The organism is Daejeonella sp., assembly GCF_030695525.1.
Lineage (GTDB): Bacteria > Bacteroidota > Bacteroidia > Sphingobacteriales > Sphingobacteriaceae > Daejeonella.
In genome coordinates this window covers 70,283-87,534 of the sequence record NZ_JAUYSS010000058.1, presented here as the reverse complement: position 1 = coordinate 87,534, position 17,252 = coordinate 70,283, and the positions used below count along the sequence as shown (strand labels likewise).

The window sequence follows — 17,252 nt, the reverse complement described above, 5'->3', positions numbered from 1 at the left end:
AAAAGGCTCCGTGTTTCATCGACACGGAGCCTTTTAATAAGGGTTGAATTGATTAGCTTGATAATGGCGGGCCAACAGGAACGTGAATTCTCTGGCGGCTGCTAGGCTGAACAATTTTTTTCGCTGTAAACTTTGAAGTCAGATACTCCCCATGGTGAATATTTCCTGACATGGTATCACCACTTACCGTTCCTGAAAATGTAAAGGGAACGTTATCAGCAATCATTCTGGAAGCACTCCTGAATATCACTTCATTACCATCGATTGTTCCTTCAAGTTCATTGGTTGTAAAGGCACTTTTATGAGAACCTTTAAGCCAGTTTGAATCCTGCTGCTCGATACTGAAAGCATGTTTGCTTATTTCATTGAAATATTCTATAGTCACATCCCAGCGTCCTTTAAGATCAGCCGAAGGGGCTTTCATTTCTGGAGTTACAGGACGTTTCATATTCAGAGCGTTAAAGATACGATCGGCAACAATTTTATCATCACCCGGCTGCATCATGAAAGCTGCAACAGAAATTGAAGTTAAATTCTCTGAAGCAGGAGTTCCCCGGCGACCTCCACCGGCACTTAGAGCAATTCGCGGTTTTGTAGTTGAAAGGTAAGTAGCCATTTCCTGTCCGCTTGCATTAAATTTAGCAGGGTCCCAGGAAATGGTAAGTGTAGGTGTACGGTTATCAAGACCCGTTGGCTGACGAATGCTTGTGGTTACTCCATTGATAGCTGAAACACGTTTTGAAATGGTTTCCAGATAGCCAGTCCAGGTTAGTTCTTCCTGTGCGTGGTTACGTTTGGTCCATGCTTCAACAGCCGCAAGCATACCAATTTGCTCTTCTTTACCAACTTTATTATCACGTCCGGCACCATGATGCGGAGCACTTGCCTGCCAGGCAGCCATAAGTAGTTTTTTATCACCCAAAAGTAAGCCGGCACTCTGCGGGCCACGAATAGCTTTTCCACCGCTGTATGCCACTATGGTTGCGCCATCAGCAAGGTGAACGTTTGGATTTAGGGTAAGTGCCTCGGCTGCTGCATCAACCAATACCGGAATTCCCTTTAGCTTTGCAGCTTTTGATATTGCATGTACAGACAATGGTCCTGTATCTCCTGGTTTTGTGGATGGCATCATATATATCATTGCCGTCCTTGGGTTCATAGCGGCTTCAAGTTCTTCCTGAGTATCCACTGTGATGATTTTTACGCCAACATTTCTGACAGCATGGTCATAGGTGTTGCGTGATCTGCGGGGTATAATAACCTCGTCTTTTTCAAATCCGGTTAGATCAGGGATACGAACCAGTTTTTCAGGATTCCCACCAGTTACAGCAGCCATGGTAACAATTTTCATTCCCCCGGCACAGCCACATGAAACTACTCCCCATTCAGCTCCTGATAGTTCGGCAAGCCTTTTTCCAACGCCCATTGCAAGTTCATCAAGCTGAACATAGTTAGATTGTGCGTTGTACATCGCTTCTTTAGCTTCAGGAACTAATGTAGATGCACCAATGATTGTAAATGTTCCGCGGCAATTGATAACCGGTTCAACTCCCAGGGATCTGTAAACTTCAGGCCCGAATTTCATTGGCCCTGCAGCACTATTTTCTCCACCCAACATTCCGATCATACCTGCTCCTTCAGCATTGATGGCGGCCTGAGCACTTCCAACAATTCCGCCGGCTAATGGCAGCATCGTCAGACCTTTAATAACGTCTCTACGTTTCATTTAACTATTTAATTAAGGTTTATTTTTTTTTTTTAAGATACTTTTTATTAACTATCTAAGTTAAGGACTTCAATAAAAAATACAATCTAATATAGGTACTATTCATGTTACATCATCCCCGGATTCTGATTGTTTCTAATTTACTTATTATTTGCCTTTCGGAATTCAATAACTTCCTGTACACTTACCGGACTTGCATTATTGCCGAAATTTGATCGGATATAGGTAAGGATATTTGCAACTTCTTCATTCTTAAGGAAATTGTGTGCCGGCATCAAACCATTGTAAGGTTTGTCATTAACAATGATTTCTCCGTTTAAACCGTTTAATACAGCATTAAGAAGTCTTGTTTTATCGCCGATTACCCAGTCTGTTCCTCCAAGAGGTGGGAAGCGGTTTCCATCGCCCTTTCCATCGTTCTGGTGGCATGCTGAGCAATAGGTATTATAAAGCGCAGCTTCCGGCTTAATTTTCCCTTTTTCCAGATCGTCTTTGATTTTATCAGGAGTACGAATATGTGAAAGTAGTTTGTGTTTCTCCATATTAAGGAGCTGAGCCTTTCCAAATGTCTTTTTATTACCTTTAAACATCACCCGCCAAATACGCCCTTTTTCAGTTTCGCTGATATACAATGAACCGTCTGGGCCCTCAGCTATGCCCATTGGACGCAGTTTAGCATCCCTTACATTAACGATTGGATCTACTCCGGCAAAACCATCCGCAAACACTTCCCATTCGCCATCAGGAACTCCATTTTTAAAGGGTACAAAGGCTACAAAATATCCTGCCTGCGGATATGGAGCACGATTTGTAGAGCCATGGAAGGCAATAAAAGCCCCATTTTTATAACGCTCAGGAAATTGATTCCCCTGATAAAAATACAAATCGTTTGGTGCCCAGTGACCCGGGAAACCAATCAGTGGTTGTGCCAATTCTTTGCCCTTTCCTTCCTTTTTACCATCCCCTCCATATTCAGGTGTCATTAATTTCTTCTTTTGAATCTGATCGTAGTAATAATATGGCCATCCGGCATCATCACCTTCCTTAATTTTCAGGAATTCTTCTGATGGTAATACCGCACTTTCCCATGGTGTATATAGCTCGGGGAAGAGCCGGTGAAGGTTATCGCGACCATGTTGTACTACATAAAGACTCTTATCTGCTTTATTCCAGTCCATAGCCACAATACTGCGTAATCCGGTAGCAAATAATGTTCCGTCTTTTTGTGTCAGTCCGATTTTATTTGCATCAAAACGCCAGATACCACCGTGTTGTACCAGTTCAGGGCATGGATTAATTCCAGGTTGACCAGGCTTTCCTCCCGGAGTATTTGCCATGTCCATACAGTTATTGGAAGGGGTACCAAAGGGAACATACATATAACCTTTATCGTCAAATGATACGGGTTTGGTAATATGCCAGTGTGCACCATGACCGTGGTCATCGGTCAGTACAGTTTCCATCGGACTATCTGGTATCAGTTTTCCCGGAGTCAGTTTATTTCTATAAATGGCCAGAGAAGAGCTGTAATACAGGTAACCCTTATGAATCCGCATTCCATTAGCTAAACTTCCTACATCTTTATAGCTGCCAAAGTGTTGAATAATATCAGCCTTGCCATCATTATCCGTATCACGCATCGCTACATTTCCGCCTTTTTCTGAAAACCTGAGTTTTACATAAATATCACCATTGCTATTTACGGCGAGATGACGTGCAGGCCCAAGACTATCGACAACTACTACCGCCTCAAACCCATCTGGGAATGTAAGTCCACCATTGTCCGGGTCTGAAGGAGGCAATCCTCCGGTATTTCTAAACAATGTCAGACTCAGGATACTAATTATAATAAAGGAGGAAATGATATAAAAAGCGGATTTTTTAAAGGATTCGCCAGTAAATTTCAGTTTCATATTAAAAGGTATTTTATATTTAAATGTATTTTATTTCAGATCTTTCTTAAAACACAAACTATTCTCAATTCCGGCATATTGTCCATAATTCGGAATAATATCATAGCCACTCTTTTTGTAAAGTCTAATGGCCTCTGCCTGCCTTTTCCCGGTCTCTAAAATGCATTTTTCAAAGTTCATTTCCCTTTCCCAGTTCTCCAGTTCATGCAATATTATGCCAGCAAATCCTTTACCCCTGTTTTCGGGACTGGTGAACATCCGCTTGACCTCCATTGTTTTAGGATCATACTCCTTTATTGCTCCGCAAGATATCGCTACGTTTTGATTATAAGCCACAACCACATGCCTGATTTGGTCAACTTTGTTAAACTACGAATAAAATGAATGTTCTTCTCCATCTCTCTCTGCAAGGTCTGCATTGAGTTCTTTAACCAGCCGGATAAAATCATTGTTGCCGGAGTCTGTTCTGAATAAACGGATCATTTAATTTTCGAATTCATGAACTGCAGAATAATACACAATTCTAATTTGTATGAATCAAACATACATAAAACAGTTTTTGAATTTTGTAACAAATATCAGATCGATTCTGGCTCCTCTGGTCGGTGTTATCACCAATATGGAGAGAATGGTACGGTGAAAACACCGACCATAGGGAATTATCCTGTGATTGGTATTATCTATCACCGACCACGTGATACCATGACTCAAACTTTCTTGATCTGTGGCTTAATGCTTGTCAGATCAGCAATTTTAATGGGCTTACCACTATCGATACTGTTTCTGGCTGCAATACCTGTTAGAATTGCCAGGGCCCCATCACGCAGACCGGCAGCCTGCCTGTGAGGGTCGGTCTGGTTTGGTAAAAATATATGTTGCTTCATACGCTCATCACCACCTCCGTGTCCACCTTCAGTATTGGATATTTTGAAAATCTCCCGTTTTCCAAAGTTTTTTGTTAATTGTATTTCATCAAAACCTTCCTCTTCCCAGGGTTGTCTTTCCTTAATCCATGCATCCAGTTTACCCTTGGTGCCATTGAAAGATATACGGTAGCCCTCATATGGAGAATAAGCGGTTAATGAATAACTTACCTGAACCTTGTTTGCATATTTAATCTGAACTGCCATTTTATCGAAAATGTCAATATCTTCCTTCCATACGCAGCCATCACGCAGGTAGCCATCATATTTTTCATTTTCTACATAAAGTTTCATCATGCTTGGACTTTTAGTGATATCCCAAAAGAAATCGCATTGTTTGGTATGCGGACAGGTACGGCAATGGGTATGCCTGAATGAATTATTCTTGCCATAAAACTCCAGCGCACCGTAAGCGAAGACCTCTTCAGGATCAGAATCAATCCACCAGTTTAACAGATCGAAATGATGGGATGCTTTATGAACGAGTAAAGAGCCTCCTTTTTCCCTAAGGCGGTGCCATCTTCTGAAATATTCTGCCCCATGGTTAATATCAAGATACCAATGAAAATCAACAGAAGTGATCTTGCCGATTGCGTTTGACCGAAGCAATTCATACATCTTTACACGATGCGGGGAATATCGGTAGTTAAAGGTCACCCTCACACTTTTCCCGGTTCTTTTTTCAGCTTCCAGGATGGCCTGACATTTCGTTTCATCTGTTGTGAGCGGTTTTTCAGTGATAATATCTGCACCCATTTCCATTCCTTTTATGATGAATTCATGATGCGTATTATCCACTGTCATTACCATCAGAATCTCAGGCTTTGTTTCGCGCATCATTTTGTCAAAATTTGTAAAGGTTGGACAGCTAACCCCCATTCCTGATTTCATTAGTCTCAATCTACCTTCATTGATATCACAAAGACCTACGAATTCAACTTCATTCCCATATTTTTCAAGAACAGATTTGCCCCACATACCTGTTGCCCTAACCCCAAGACCAACCATAGCAATTCGCTTCTTTTTGACCGGCTTTAATAAAGTCTCAGCTTTAGCAGGTAAAATGGCCGAACCTGCAAGTACAGTACTTGTCTGAAGGATAAAATTTCTTCTTTTCATAATTTAAATCAGGTAGAATGGAACCATAAAGAATTGCTGAATTTGACAAACACTAAGTTGTTCAAAAACAACCGGGAATCAAATTAAATCATTTTTTTGTTAAAGGATGAAATATTTGCCAGCTATGCCAGTATTCCTGGTAGGCATTCAGTCTTTTAAGGTTTGATTTTGTCGAATCTGAAGATATGCCAATGAAATTATATCGGTTATCGGCAGATATCAGGCTGTCATTTCTCAAATTAAACAGCTGTTCCTTATTCTGACGTTCAAGAGCAACGAAACTATTATTGTCTCCCCCTAATATGATGACCACCGGCTGTCCGCCAAGCACATCGTGAATGATGCGTTCCTTTTGCAGGCGGTTCCAGTCGTAGGCCTTACTTTCAGATCCATTCTCCACACCAATAACCCAGGATTTATCTTTCCAGGATGCCTGATCCCGTAGGGTTAATTTACTTTTTGATTCCCCGTATTCATACTTGCTCACCCCTTCATATTTTTCCTTAAACTTTTCATCGGCTTGCATGATGAGCGTATTTGGGTACAGTTCAATCCATTTTTCCAGAGTAGTCTGATTAGATGGAATTTCAGGCAAAGATTTTCCTTTCATTGGACCTGCAACTGCCTTCCCGCTAACCTGTCGCCACCAAGAACCGCTGCTTTTATCTTCAAACATAGCATTGAAATGATCCATACCAACTAGCCTGAATTCTTCGGCTTTACCTTCAATGAGCGGTTCAAAAACCCTTCCGGTGCGACAAACTGTACAGTAGGTTACCATGATTGGTTTTCCTCCAATGCTATCCCTTACCTGATGATGATAACCAATAAATTGGATAGGGTAGGCCTTTGATTCACCGTTCAGGCTGATTCCTAAAATAAGACGGCCTGTTTCAACCTTATTCTCTGCCGAATTTTTGAATATTAACGCAACAGGTTGTTTGAACATGCTATCAGCAGCCATAATAAAGTTGCAGGCATATGCGATACCCAAAAGCAATAGAATTGATCCTAAAACCAGCCATTTCGACGTTGAAAATGCAAATCTAATGCCCGCAAGAATCATTAACATAAAAAGTATACGGAACAGCCAGCGCCAGGAATAGAGAAAATAGGCCAAATCCAGACTTTCCATTTTCTGACTGCCTGGCATGGGCATGATGAAATACACATTGGCCATTTCGAATAAGACCAGAAAAAGGGTTCCGAAATAAAATAGTTTTTTCATGGCATATTTATTATTCATAACGAAAGTCTTAGAATGATCAATTCCAGATTTCGCAATAGTTTATTTTTTGAATTTACCGTAAACCGGCTGTCCTGCAAAAACATTATTCAGCGTTTCCCCATTTTTTAAAACAAATACTCCGTTTACCAGAACATATTCAATACCTGCAGAGAATTTCAAGCCTTTCTCAAAACTTGCCTGATCTGTTACAGTCGCAGGATTAAATATGGTGATATCTGCATCTGCACCAACCTGTATCCTTCCTTTAAAGCGCATCATTGGTGAAATATTTTCCAGTCTTTTGGCCGGGAGTATTGTCATTTTTTCGATAGCCTCATTTAAACTGAGCACTTTTTCTTCCCGCACATATTTGCCAAGAACTCTTGAAAAGGTGCCGGCTGTACGTGGATGAGCCAGTGCCGAGTAGGGCATTCCATCCGAAGCGATCATTACCCCGGGATAAGCAATGCCGGTTTTAATCCATTCTGGTTTCATCATATGAATGATTACTGTTCCTCCTGATTTTCGGTAACTGTCAAATGTTTCTTTAGTCAGCCGCTCACCGTTTGCAACCCATTGGAGATCGCTGTATGAAATCCCAAGCCTTTCCTGCCATCCTTCATCAAAAAAAGCACTATTTAGCAGGGTTGCGGCGGCGGTATAGCTATACAGCTCAGTGCTGATATCCAGGCCTCTTTCATTTGCAGATTTGATCATGTCCAAAGCCAATTGAATTTGCCCGAGTGCCATGCTGTTGATATGAACAAGGTGCAGAGCAGCACCAGTCATTGCTGCATTTGATATTGCCTCCTGGATAGATAGGATGTTGGGTTCCCGAACATGAGAAAAAACAACTAGTTTTAATTCAGCCGCCAATTTAAATATCCGGAATAATTCTTCAGATTTTGTTTTAGGAAGGTACCCAACTGGAATGCCAATACCAATTCCACCGGCATCAAGGGATTGTTTAATGTTGTTAATGGTTTTCTGCATTTCCTCCTTACTTAGATTATCGGTATATGAAGGGCCAATGATTTTGAAAAGTGTTTCCAGACTTGATTCACCACTGAGTGTAGTTTGAATCGATTCTTTTAAATTTTCTCTGTACTTGTCCATGGATTTGAATCGCTCAAAAGGCCAGTTGACACTTGCACCATAGTTGATCAGCGCTTTTGACTTTCTGCTTGCATACCATTCGGCTAAATTCTCTATTCCAAACTCCAGCTCAAGTGCGGTTGTAACTCCATCGTGCATCTGGTATTCCTGCACCTGATTGTTTCGACCATGCACATGCAGGTCGATAAAACCAGGTGAGACCACTAATCCCTGAACATTAATATTCTCTTTCCCTTTCAATGGAACAGAAGATATCTGTGCAATGCGATTATTAATGATTCCTACATTTTTGATTGTATCCAGTTTTGTTTCTGGGTCAATTACCCTGCCTCCTGAAATGACAATATCATAGACTGTTTCTGACTGTGAGAATACAGAATTCAGGATTAATAAGTTAAATGAAAGAATGAAAAGACCTGATTTTATAAATTGAATTTGCATGCTTTAATCGGACGATAAATAGATATATCTCAATGTATTTCAAATATAGAATAAATGATCTTCCAACAAAGATCATGTCTGTTGCAGGTCAGTCGAGGGAACCTTACCAAGGGCTTGAACTAACCATGGCTTAATTGTCAAGTCTCAGGATTTTCTTTCAACAAATTTATAAGCTAGATAGGCCATCGGAATATAGGCTCCTGCAATATCCAGAACACTAAACCAGAGTGGTGAAGGGAGCAAAATAACATTAGTAATACCTCCTGCCAAAAAGAGTATACCAATACCAAAAGCAAATTTCATCTGATGAGAGGCGGCGATTTTTACAGCCAAAAATGCACCTGCAAATGTGCCAAGTGCATGAGCCAGAAAGGGCATAAGGAAATGTTTGGGTTCGAATAAATGCATACTTGCTTTCAAACCTTCCATGGTGGTCACATCTGCTCCATCAGGTGGTGGTATCACTGAGGCGCTTATCATGATAATGCCCATATTCACAAGGCTTCCGAATAGGAAGCCTGCGATAAGGGCAATTATATTTTTGAGAATGGTATTCATATCTGAATGAAATGTTACCGTTTAATTAATCATAAACTAAATTTAATTAAAAGTATTTGAAAATCAGATATGTAAGATGAGTTAAAAAAAGCAGATATTTTATCAGGCTAATGGCTCAATGACTGCTATTCAATTTAGTCCTTATTCATCTGATTGACAAACAATAATATTGCTCCGAATACAAAGAAGCTTGTTTCAATACTCAGCCATTGATTGCCAAAATCTCCCAGCGGACCATCTACAATGATAGTGATCAACCGTGAAACTGCATAAGAGAACCAAAATAAAGTCAGGAATCTTATCGCCAGAATTATCTTTGTAATCAAAAGATAGCTAAGCCCTGAAATGATCGATATTCCCACACCTCCATATATTCCTCTGATGGAACTTATCGCATCTGTATTATCAAGTTTAACCCTGACCAGATCCATTGTAGCCTGAGGTTCAAATAGGGATAAAATGCTTACAGAAGCCAGGCCGAAAATTGAAATTCCTACAAAGAGGACATTGGACATACGTATAGTAAATTCTTTCTTCATTTCTGTTGATTTTTAGTGCAGGACAAAAATCAGGAATCAGAAAATGTTAGATCTTGGTAAATACCATGATTTTTGGAATTGGTGCTAAAATTGAAGGATGTAATTTGTTTTTCAGGCTAAAATTATTTCATCAAGGATTAGCCTTATTAAGCCTTCTTCACAAATTCTGATTTTAAAGCCATAGAGCCAAAACCATCAATTTTACATGAAATATTATGATCTCCATCGCTGAGGTGTATGTTTTTTACTTTGGTGCCGGCTTTGATAGGTTTTGGTGCTCCTTTAACGGGAAGATCTTTTATGATGATAACAGAATCGCCGTCAATTAGTTCATTCCCATTAGAATCAAGAACTTTAGGTTCAGTTTCTCCTTCAAAGACATCTTCTGTCGGATCCCATTCATGAAAACATTGAGAACAAATCATAAGGTCTTGATCCTGATAGGTAAATTCAGACTTGCATTTTGGGCATGGAATGCTCTCGCTCATGATTCTCGTGTTTATACACCAAAGTTAAAAAAAACGGATAAGATTCCATCGTGTTGATTGCAGAATGGGTTGGTAATCCCATGATTTAATAGAGAAAAAATAAAATTCAGTGAATGGCGGAATCTGTTTATGAATTAACAATTTGTTTTACACCCATTTGGTAGGAGGTAGGCATAAAATTAAACCGCTTTTTAAATTTAGCACTGTCAAAGAAATAATCCTGATCATATTGATAAATCATTTCAGGCATTTCCCTCATAAATGGCATAAAAATTCCCAGAATTTTGATCAAAAACATGGGTAAAACACTTATTTTTTTTGTGGTTTTCATTTCTCTGTTAAAAAGATCAAGCCATTCCTGACCACTGAGTGTTTGATCATCTGTTGGTAAATGCCATACCTGATCGTATGAATCGGGAGTATTCCCCAAAAGGGCGCATGCTTTTGCAGCATCGGGAGTATAGATGAAGGAATGCTTTTTATTTGCGTTAATAAACCAATTGGCATTCTTTCCTTTAATCAGATTATTGTATACCACTTGAATGAGATAACTATTTTGATTCCCCGGCCCGTAAAAATCAGGTGATCTGGCAATCAAAGCATTTATCTTTTTTTCTGCTACAGCTTTCAAAAGCATTTCTGCAATCTCTTTTCTAACCAGTCCCTTTTTGCTCGATGGATTTATCGGAGAATCTTCTGTCATATTGGGTATAGCAGATTTATCATACATATACACATTGTCAAAGAATACCAGCTTAGCTTGATGCCTGATGCAGGATTCAATTGTTGCTTTCATCAGCTTCGGCCAATTGTTCTGCCAGGTTTTTAAATTGTAATCGAATCCAACAACAAGATATACGATATCCGATCCTTCAATTGCCTTATCAACCATATTGGCATCAGTCAGATCAGCCGGAAATAATTCATCAGATTCATTGATCTTTTTAGGATTTCTACTCACCAGACGGATATCCTGAGTGTAATTAAGAAGTTCTTTAGCGAGTAATTTGCCTATCGTGCCATTTGCTCCGAGTATGGTTTGTTTCATTGTTGTATGGTTTATGAAATTTTGAGCTGCTATTCAAATAAAAACTAACTTAGAATTTAGATAAATTGATTTCTGTTTTATTACAAAATCAACCAGAATAAAATCCGATAGTTTTTATCGATTCTTTGTATGCTTTAAAATGAAATCAACAATGGGTTTTGGGTCCTGGAGACTGTGCGGATGGTGCCCAATACCTTTCTTAACGATCAGCTCGATCTTTCCACCTGCAGCACGATAAATTTCGGCCAGTTTGAGACTGTTTTCTTCAAAAGGCACAACGGTATCGGCGTCCCCGCAAACACTTATGATCGGAATTTTAGCCTTTGCAAGTTTAATGCAATTATTCAGGGGAATTCCTTTAAAATCCTGTATAGATAATTCTGTCAGATCGTAAGCCTTAAGACATTTCTCCCAATCATTCTTTGATCCCTGGCCTTTTCCCAATCCGCCGGGCCAGCTTTTAATATCACAAACCGGTGCATCAACATAAATACAAAATACCTTATCTGTATTTTCTGAAGCCCAGTTAAATGCATCCAGTCCACCTCTGCTCATGCCTTCAAGAACAGTTTTTTTATTTAAATCAAAGTTTTTGACCAGAAAGGTATAAAATTCATTCATCCTGTTTTCCGCTACTTTATTTCCATATAAATCAACAAGGTCAACATAGACCAAATGAAACCCATTATTTAATAAGGCGATATCTGTCTGTGGTTCATGTCCCCAGAATTGAGTCCTCCATATCCAATTTTTTGCCTTAGTTGCCTTATTTGGAAATACAATTTTGGCGTCAACCCCATTAAATTTAAATTCAATGATTTCAAAGCCTTTCCAATTAAGTTGGACAGGATAGATAGTTGATAGGAGAGAAGAATTTCTGTACTGTTTGAATAGTGGTTTTGGAGCAGAAAATACTAAGGGTGTCAGGATGTAAAAATGTAGGGCAATAACAAATAATAGCTTTAAAAAATGCTGATTAGATTTTCTCATGTCTTTATTGATTATTTAGCTACAATCATTAAAAAAAATGAAAGTATTATGCTGTTTTATTTTGCATACAGCCTGACAGGCTGTATGCAAATGAATTATAAAGCCTTATTTTCTTCTGTTGCTCGTTTTCTCAATTTTGCTGTCAAAACGCCTCTCACAGCATCATCCTTTGCAGTTTTGCTTTTCCTGACATTGCTATAAATTTTATAGGTTTCTCTACGTTCCAGATGTTTCTCTTCTAAAATTTCAAATTCAGGAAAATATTCCCTGATGAAGTTCCAGTTCATGGTCTGGGGCTCTGTTAAAGTTGGCATAGTATGAATATCTACCAGCAATAAAAATATTCCGTTTTCTTTTAAGATTCTCTTGATTTCCTTGCAGGCAAGCTCCATATCCTCAACATGATCCAGTGAATTAAATGAACAAATAACATCGAAATAAGTGTCGGGGAAGGGGATATGCTCAACATAGGCTTTAATATAGCTCATTTTATGGTCCTTTGCTCCCATTTTGAGGTATTGATCAGCCAGAGGATCTAATCCTATTCTTTCTTTTGCCATATCAGCCCATTCTAAAGAACCTCTCGGACCACAACCGATATCCAGAATAGTCTTGTCTTTATAAAATTCTTCAGGGATAGAAAAATTATCAGTATAAAAATATTTGTAGTGAGAATTCTTAGTAAGGTTTTTAGAAAACAGCTTAACTGTTTTCCAGTAGCACAACTCAAAAAATTCTTTAAAGGATAAGGAGCCTGAACCTGCGGCTGACTTTGAATTCATATTTTTTACTCAAATATTTGGACGAAGGTATTAAAAGGATTTGTTTTAGTTAGGTATAATAGCATTTCAGCTGTATACTTCCGCTGTTCGGGATGTTCCGCAGGGCATTCCGAATATTAAGATAATAAGGGTTCCAAACCCGCTTTAAATTAAACATTAATCCATGTCATCTATTTGTGCCTAAAAGTGTTTAGGAATAATAGAAACAATCGCTTGAAGATTGATTAGGATTTTGAGAAGATTACCGGGCTTATTTTTACGGATTTTTGGATTAGAAATCAAATATATCTATGTATTGAACATGCACTGCGGAACATGTCGAACAGCAGAATCCCATACCTGCAGCAGAATTTGTAATAAGCGAGGGTGTTTAATCCAAAAAGACCCAGAACCCGGAGCCTTTTAAACATTTTAATTTTAAATATTACTTCAAGTCTTTAGACCAGGGCACCCCGGCCATCCCGTTCAAATCCCATACAATTCTTCCTGCCCGGATGGTCATTTCAGCCTGGAATTTTTGATTGCCTTCCAGCTTAAAGCCTCCTGCATCAAGGAAACCGAATTTGCCATCCAGTACTTTGATTACAGCAATATCAGCAACAGCTTCTACACTCAGGTTACCCAGATCTGGTCGTTTTATTGCAGTAGCAGCTCCCCAGCTTGCGCGCTGAATAATATCCTCCGTCTGCATGCCCATGTTCAGATATTTCGACATCAGGTTCAACATGTCCTTCATGCCCGAATTCACGCTGTTATGGTGCATATCGGTTCCAAAGGTATCGGGAGCAAGGCCTTGTTTTACAGAGGGCACAGCCTGGTTAAACCAGAAACCAACACCTCCATGACCCACATCAAATAAAATCCCTTTTTTACGGGCATCCAGCACAAATTGACGAACTTTTCCGTTCTCATCAACTACCGGCATACGTTCTGAAACATTCTCATAAGCATGGGTCAGGATATCACCGGCCTTCATGTGGTTTAGCTGATCCTCGAGTGAAAATTCTGTGATATGGCATTCCACGAAAAGAGGACGGTTATTAGCATGTGCCAGTGAAGCTGCAGCATCAAATGGCTTCCAGTCCTTTCCCGAATAATGCCCAATCTTTACACCCACTATATTATCCGAATACTTTTTGATGGTCTCATCGGCTTTTTCAATTTCCAAAGCCTTCATATCTTCCTGTTCAGCTGCAGTACCCACCATGCCCGGTGCGAATGCATTCAGATAGGCAAGCACACGTGTACGAGAACGGTCGATGATCTGCTCCTTAAACAGGGGGAAGGTTTTATAACCCGATGTCCCGGCGTCTACAACCGTAGTAATACCGGCACGAAAAGTAAAATCATCAGGTTTTACACTGGATGAGCCGTGCCCAAAACCAGGGTTTGGCCCGGTGAAAACATGGGTATGGATATCAATTAATCCCGGACTCACATACATCCCACTTACATCCACCACTTTTTTGGCACCTTCAGCCGCTATGTTTGGCGCCACTTTCAGGATTTTGCCATTGCTAACAGCAACATCCATTTTTGCGCTGATCTTGTTTTTGGCGTCAATTACATGCCCGCCTTTCAGTAAAATGTCGATTTCCTGCGCAATTACTATTTGGGCAGAAACAGACAGGCAGATCGCGAATAATACGGATCTGCCTGCTTGTATGAAATGTTTCATATTCATTCTTATTTTGCTAATGGAGCACTCAATGCATTAAGGTCCCAAACTACACGACCACTGCGTAAAGTTAATTCTGCTTCCAGTTTTTGTTTTCCTCTCAAGGCCATTCCGCTGGCATCGATATATCCAAAGTCTCCTTCACGGAGTCTGAATACTGCAATATCAGCTTCACTTCCTTCACTCAGGTTGCCCAATTCAGTACGTTGAATTACTTTAGCAGGATTCCAGGTTGAAGCTGCAATCACATCAGCCAAAGGCATCCCTAATACCAGGAACTTAGAGGCCAGGTTAGCCATATCTTTGAAACCGGCGTTCATACTTCCGGTATGCAGGTCAGAACTTAACACATCCGGGTGGAACCCCTGCTCCATAGCAGGAACCGCCTGACTCCAATTGAAGCTTCCGCCACCATGACCAACATCGAAAATCAAGCCTTTTTTGCGTGCTTCCCAAACAAAAGGTTTCACTTTTTTGGTTTTTACATCAACAATCGCTTGTTTATGTTCAATCATTTTTCCATTTCTGTCAAATTCCTGATCGTAACGATAGGCATGAGTTAAAATATCCCCAGGGCGTAAATGTTTTAATAAAAGGTCTTCAAGAGGAAGGGGAGGAAGTGATTTTCCAAAATCCACCATTACCGGAATGCTGGCAATTCTTCCTGCTTCTACTGCTTTGTCTGTGGGTTTCCAATTGTGACCGATATAATGTGCCAGTTTAATTCCAACGACAATATCCTTATTCTTAAGTGCGATAGCACCAGTAAGTTTAGCATCCATATCGGTTTCATCCTGCTCATAAGCCTCGGTACCACGCATTCCCCCTCCTACAATATTCATGAATGCAAGTACCCGGGTTTTAGATTGATCAACCACGTTCTTTCTGAATAAATCAATGTTTTTCCATCCCGCACCGCCGGCATCTACAACGGTAGTTACTCCCGCACGGAAAGTGAAACCATCTGGTGGAAGAGCATCCAGACTATTGCTTAAGTAATTAGTTTCAGTACCGTGAAATACGTGACCGTGAATATCAAGTAGTCCCGGAGTCACATAAAGTCCGCTGACATTGACTGTTTTTTTCGCCGAGCTCGCCGGAATATCCGCGGCTACGCGATAAACTTTACCGTCTTTAACGGCCAGATCCATTTTGCCGTTAATTTTGTTTTTAGCATCAATTACGTGTCCGCCTTTTAGCAGAAGATCAATTTCCTGTGCCTTGACAGTTGTCGCAAAAAAGGCAATTAGTAAGAAAATCGACAGTTTTTTTACAGTTTTAAAATTAGTCTGCATTCGTTTAGTATAATTTGGTCTATTAATATTATCTGGTTAATGCCTGAGGTGAATCCCATATAGGTCCGCTGACGCCATTCAGGTCCCAAACGATTCTGCCCGCACGGATGGTTAATTCAGCATCCATTTTTTGTGTGCCTTTCAGGGTGTTTCTTCTAACGTCAGTAAAACCGAAATCTCCTTTCTTTACGCTGAACACTGCAACATCTGCTTCAGCACCAACGCTCAGGTTACCCAGATCAGGCCTGTTGATTACCCTTGCCGGACTAGCAGTTGATTTTTCGATTACTTCTTCTAAAGTTAGTCCGATATTCAGGAATTTTGACATCACATTTGCCATATCTTTCATTCCACCATTCATACTGTCTGAGTGAAGGTCGGTACTGATCACATCTGGCTTGAATCCCTGTTTTATCGCAGGAACTGCCTGGCGCCAGAAAAAAGCACCGCCACCATGACCTACATCAAATAATATTCCTTTTTTCTGAGCATCAAAAATAAATGGCTTTACTACGCCATCATCGTCTACTACTGTCTCGCGATCTTTTGGTCCGTAAGCAAAAGTATGGGTAAAGATATCGCCGGGACGAAGATGTTCAAGGAACAATGATTTTATCGAATTGGTAGGCTGATGTTCACCGAAATCAACCATCACAGGAACTTTAGCTAGTTTTCCGGCTTCTACAGCGCGGTCAACCTGTGTAAAATCACCCCAGTAATGTGCTGCTTTGATACCAACGATGATATTTGGAAAAAGCTTATTAATCATGTAGGCTGTCATTTCAGGGTTGAAATCAGATTTGTCCTGTTCCTCAAAACGGCCATACATACCGGTACCGGTGATATTTAGCAAAGCAAGGATGCGGGTTTGTGAACGATCTATATTTTGCTCTTTGAAGCGCCGAAAGTTCCTCCATCCTGATGATCCTGCATCAACTACAGTGGTCACACCTGCCCTAAAAGTAAAAGCATCTGCAGGAACGGCTGTTTGCCCATCAGCAATGTATGATCCCGGGTCATTCCCCTGAAATACATGTACATGCATATCGATAATGCCCGGGGTTACGTATAAACCACTTACATCAACGGTTTTTTTAGCTGAACTAGCCGGAATATTTGCTGCTACCTTGACTATCTTTCCACCTGAAATTGCCACATCCATTTTGGCATTTATTTTGTTTTTGGGGTCAATTACCTGACCGCCTTTCAGTAAAAGGTCGATCTCCTGCGCACTCAGTGTCATGCTGCTGAATACTAAAAGGAAACTCAGAATACTTAATAGTGTAAAATTTGATTTGCTGTTTTTCATTGTTTAATTAATGTTAATTATTCTCCAATATAAATCAAGATTTTTAATGACAGGCATTTCCCCCGAAGATTTCTTTCAATTAATCTGAAAAGGTTCCCC

At 40.1% G+C, this 17,252-nt stretch carries 15 protein-coding genes; all 15 read right to left on the bottom strand.

The window, feature by feature from the left end; genetic code table 11:
• Nucleotides 1-52: 52 nt before the first annotated feature.
• Complete coding sequence (locus tag Q8S11_RS13715) at nucleotides 53-1,726, bottom strand: PLP-dependent transferase (protein ID WP_305662685.1); 1,674 nt, start codon at nucleotides 1,724-1,726, stop codon at nucleotides 53-55.
• 140 nt (nucleotides 1,727-1,866) lie between these two features.
• Nucleotides 1,867-3,639, bottom strand: a complete 1,773-nt coding sequence (locus Q8S11_RS13710; protein ID WP_305662684.1) for a c-type cytochrome — start codon at nucleotides 3,637-3,639, stop codon at nucleotides 1,867-1,869.
• 30 nt (nucleotides 3,640-3,669) lie between these two features.
• Nucleotides 3,670-3,975 carry a GNAT family N-acetyltransferase gene (locus Q8S11_RS13705; protein ID WP_305662683.1) on the bottom strand — a complete coding sequence of 102 codons (306 nt, stop codon included), beginning with the start codon at nucleotides 3,973-3,975 and terminating at the stop codon, nucleotides 3,670-3,672.
• Nucleotides 3,976-4,346: 371 nt separating this feature from the next.
• Nucleotides 4,347-5,681: a Gfo/Idh/MocA family protein gene (locus tag Q8S11_RS13700; RefSeq protein ID WP_305662682.1), complete on the bottom strand. Its 1,335-nt coding sequence runs from the start codon at nucleotides 5,679-5,681 to the stop codon at nucleotides 4,347-4,349.
• Between the two features lie 88 nt (nucleotides 5,682-5,769).
• Nucleotides 5,770-6,909, bottom strand: coding sequence for a DUF3179 domain-containing (seleno)protein (locus Q8S11_RS13695; protein WP_305662681.1), 1,140 nt, complete (start codon nucleotides 6,907-6,909; stop codon nucleotides 5,770-5,772).
• 60 nt (nucleotides 6,910-6,969) lie between these two features.
• Nucleotides 6,970-8,466: an amidohydrolase family protein gene (locus Q8S11_RS13690; protein WP_305662680.1), complete on the bottom strand. Its 1,497-nt coding sequence runs from the start codon at nucleotides 8,464-8,466 to the stop codon at nucleotides 6,970-6,972.
• Between the two features lie 144 nt (nucleotides 8,467-8,610).
• The gene (locus tag Q8S11_RS13685) at nucleotides 8,611-9,024 is read right to left on the bottom strand and encodes a hypothetical protein (RefSeq protein WP_305662679.1); all 414 of its coding nucleotides are present in this window, start codon (nucleotides 9,022-9,024) and stop codon (nucleotides 8,611-8,613) included.
• A gap of 134 nt (nucleotides 9,025-9,158) precedes the next feature.
• Entirely contained in the window at nucleotides 9,159-9,563 is a 405-nt protein-coding gene (locus Q8S11_RS13680) for a DUF4345 domain-containing protein (RefSeq protein WP_305662678.1), read from the bottom strand.
• 146 nt (nucleotides 9,564-9,709) lie between these two features.
• Entirely contained in the window at nucleotides 9,710-10,051 is a 342-nt protein-coding gene (locus Q8S11_RS13675; RefSeq protein WP_305662677.1) for a zinc ribbon domain-containing protein YjdM, read from the bottom strand.
• 127 nt (nucleotides 10,052-10,178) lie between these two features.
• On the bottom strand, nucleotides 10,179-11,099 hold the full coding sequence (locus Q8S11_RS13670) for an NAD-dependent epimerase/dehydratase family protein (RefSeq protein ID WP_305662676.1): 921 nt from the start codon (nucleotides 11,097-11,099) through the stop codon (nucleotides 10,179-10,181).
• Between the two features lie 114 nt (nucleotides 11,100-11,213).
• Nucleotides 11,214-12,089, bottom strand: a complete 876-nt coding sequence (locus tag Q8S11_RS13665; RefSeq protein ID WP_305662675.1) for a S9 family peptidase — start codon at nucleotides 12,087-12,089, stop codon at nucleotides 11,214-11,216.
• 95 nt (nucleotides 12,090-12,184) lie between these two features.
• Nucleotides 12,185-12,871, bottom strand: coding sequence for a class I SAM-dependent methyltransferase (locus tag Q8S11_RS13660; RefSeq protein WP_305662674.1), 687 nt, complete (start codon nucleotides 12,869-12,871; stop codon nucleotides 12,185-12,187).
• 424 nt (nucleotides 12,872-13,295) lie between these two features.
• Nucleotides 13,296-14,549, bottom strand: a complete 1,254-nt coding sequence (locus tag Q8S11_RS13655) for an amidohydrolase/deacetylase family metallohydrolase (protein ID WP_305662673.1) — start codon at nucleotides 14,547-14,549, stop codon at nucleotides 13,296-13,298.
• A gap of 8 nt (nucleotides 14,550-14,557) precedes the next feature.
• Entirely contained in the window at nucleotides 14,558-15,844 is a 1,287-nt protein-coding gene (locus Q8S11_RS13650; protein WP_305662672.1) for an amidohydrolase/deacetylase family metallohydrolase, read from the bottom strand.
• 28 nt (nucleotides 15,845-15,872) lie between these two features.
• Nucleotides 15,873-17,153, bottom strand: a complete 1,281-nt coding sequence (locus tag Q8S11_RS13645) for an amidohydrolase/deacetylase family metallohydrolase (RefSeq protein WP_305662671.1) — start codon at nucleotides 17,151-17,153, stop codon at nucleotides 15,873-15,875.
• Nucleotides 17,154-17,252: the final 99 nt, after the last annotated feature.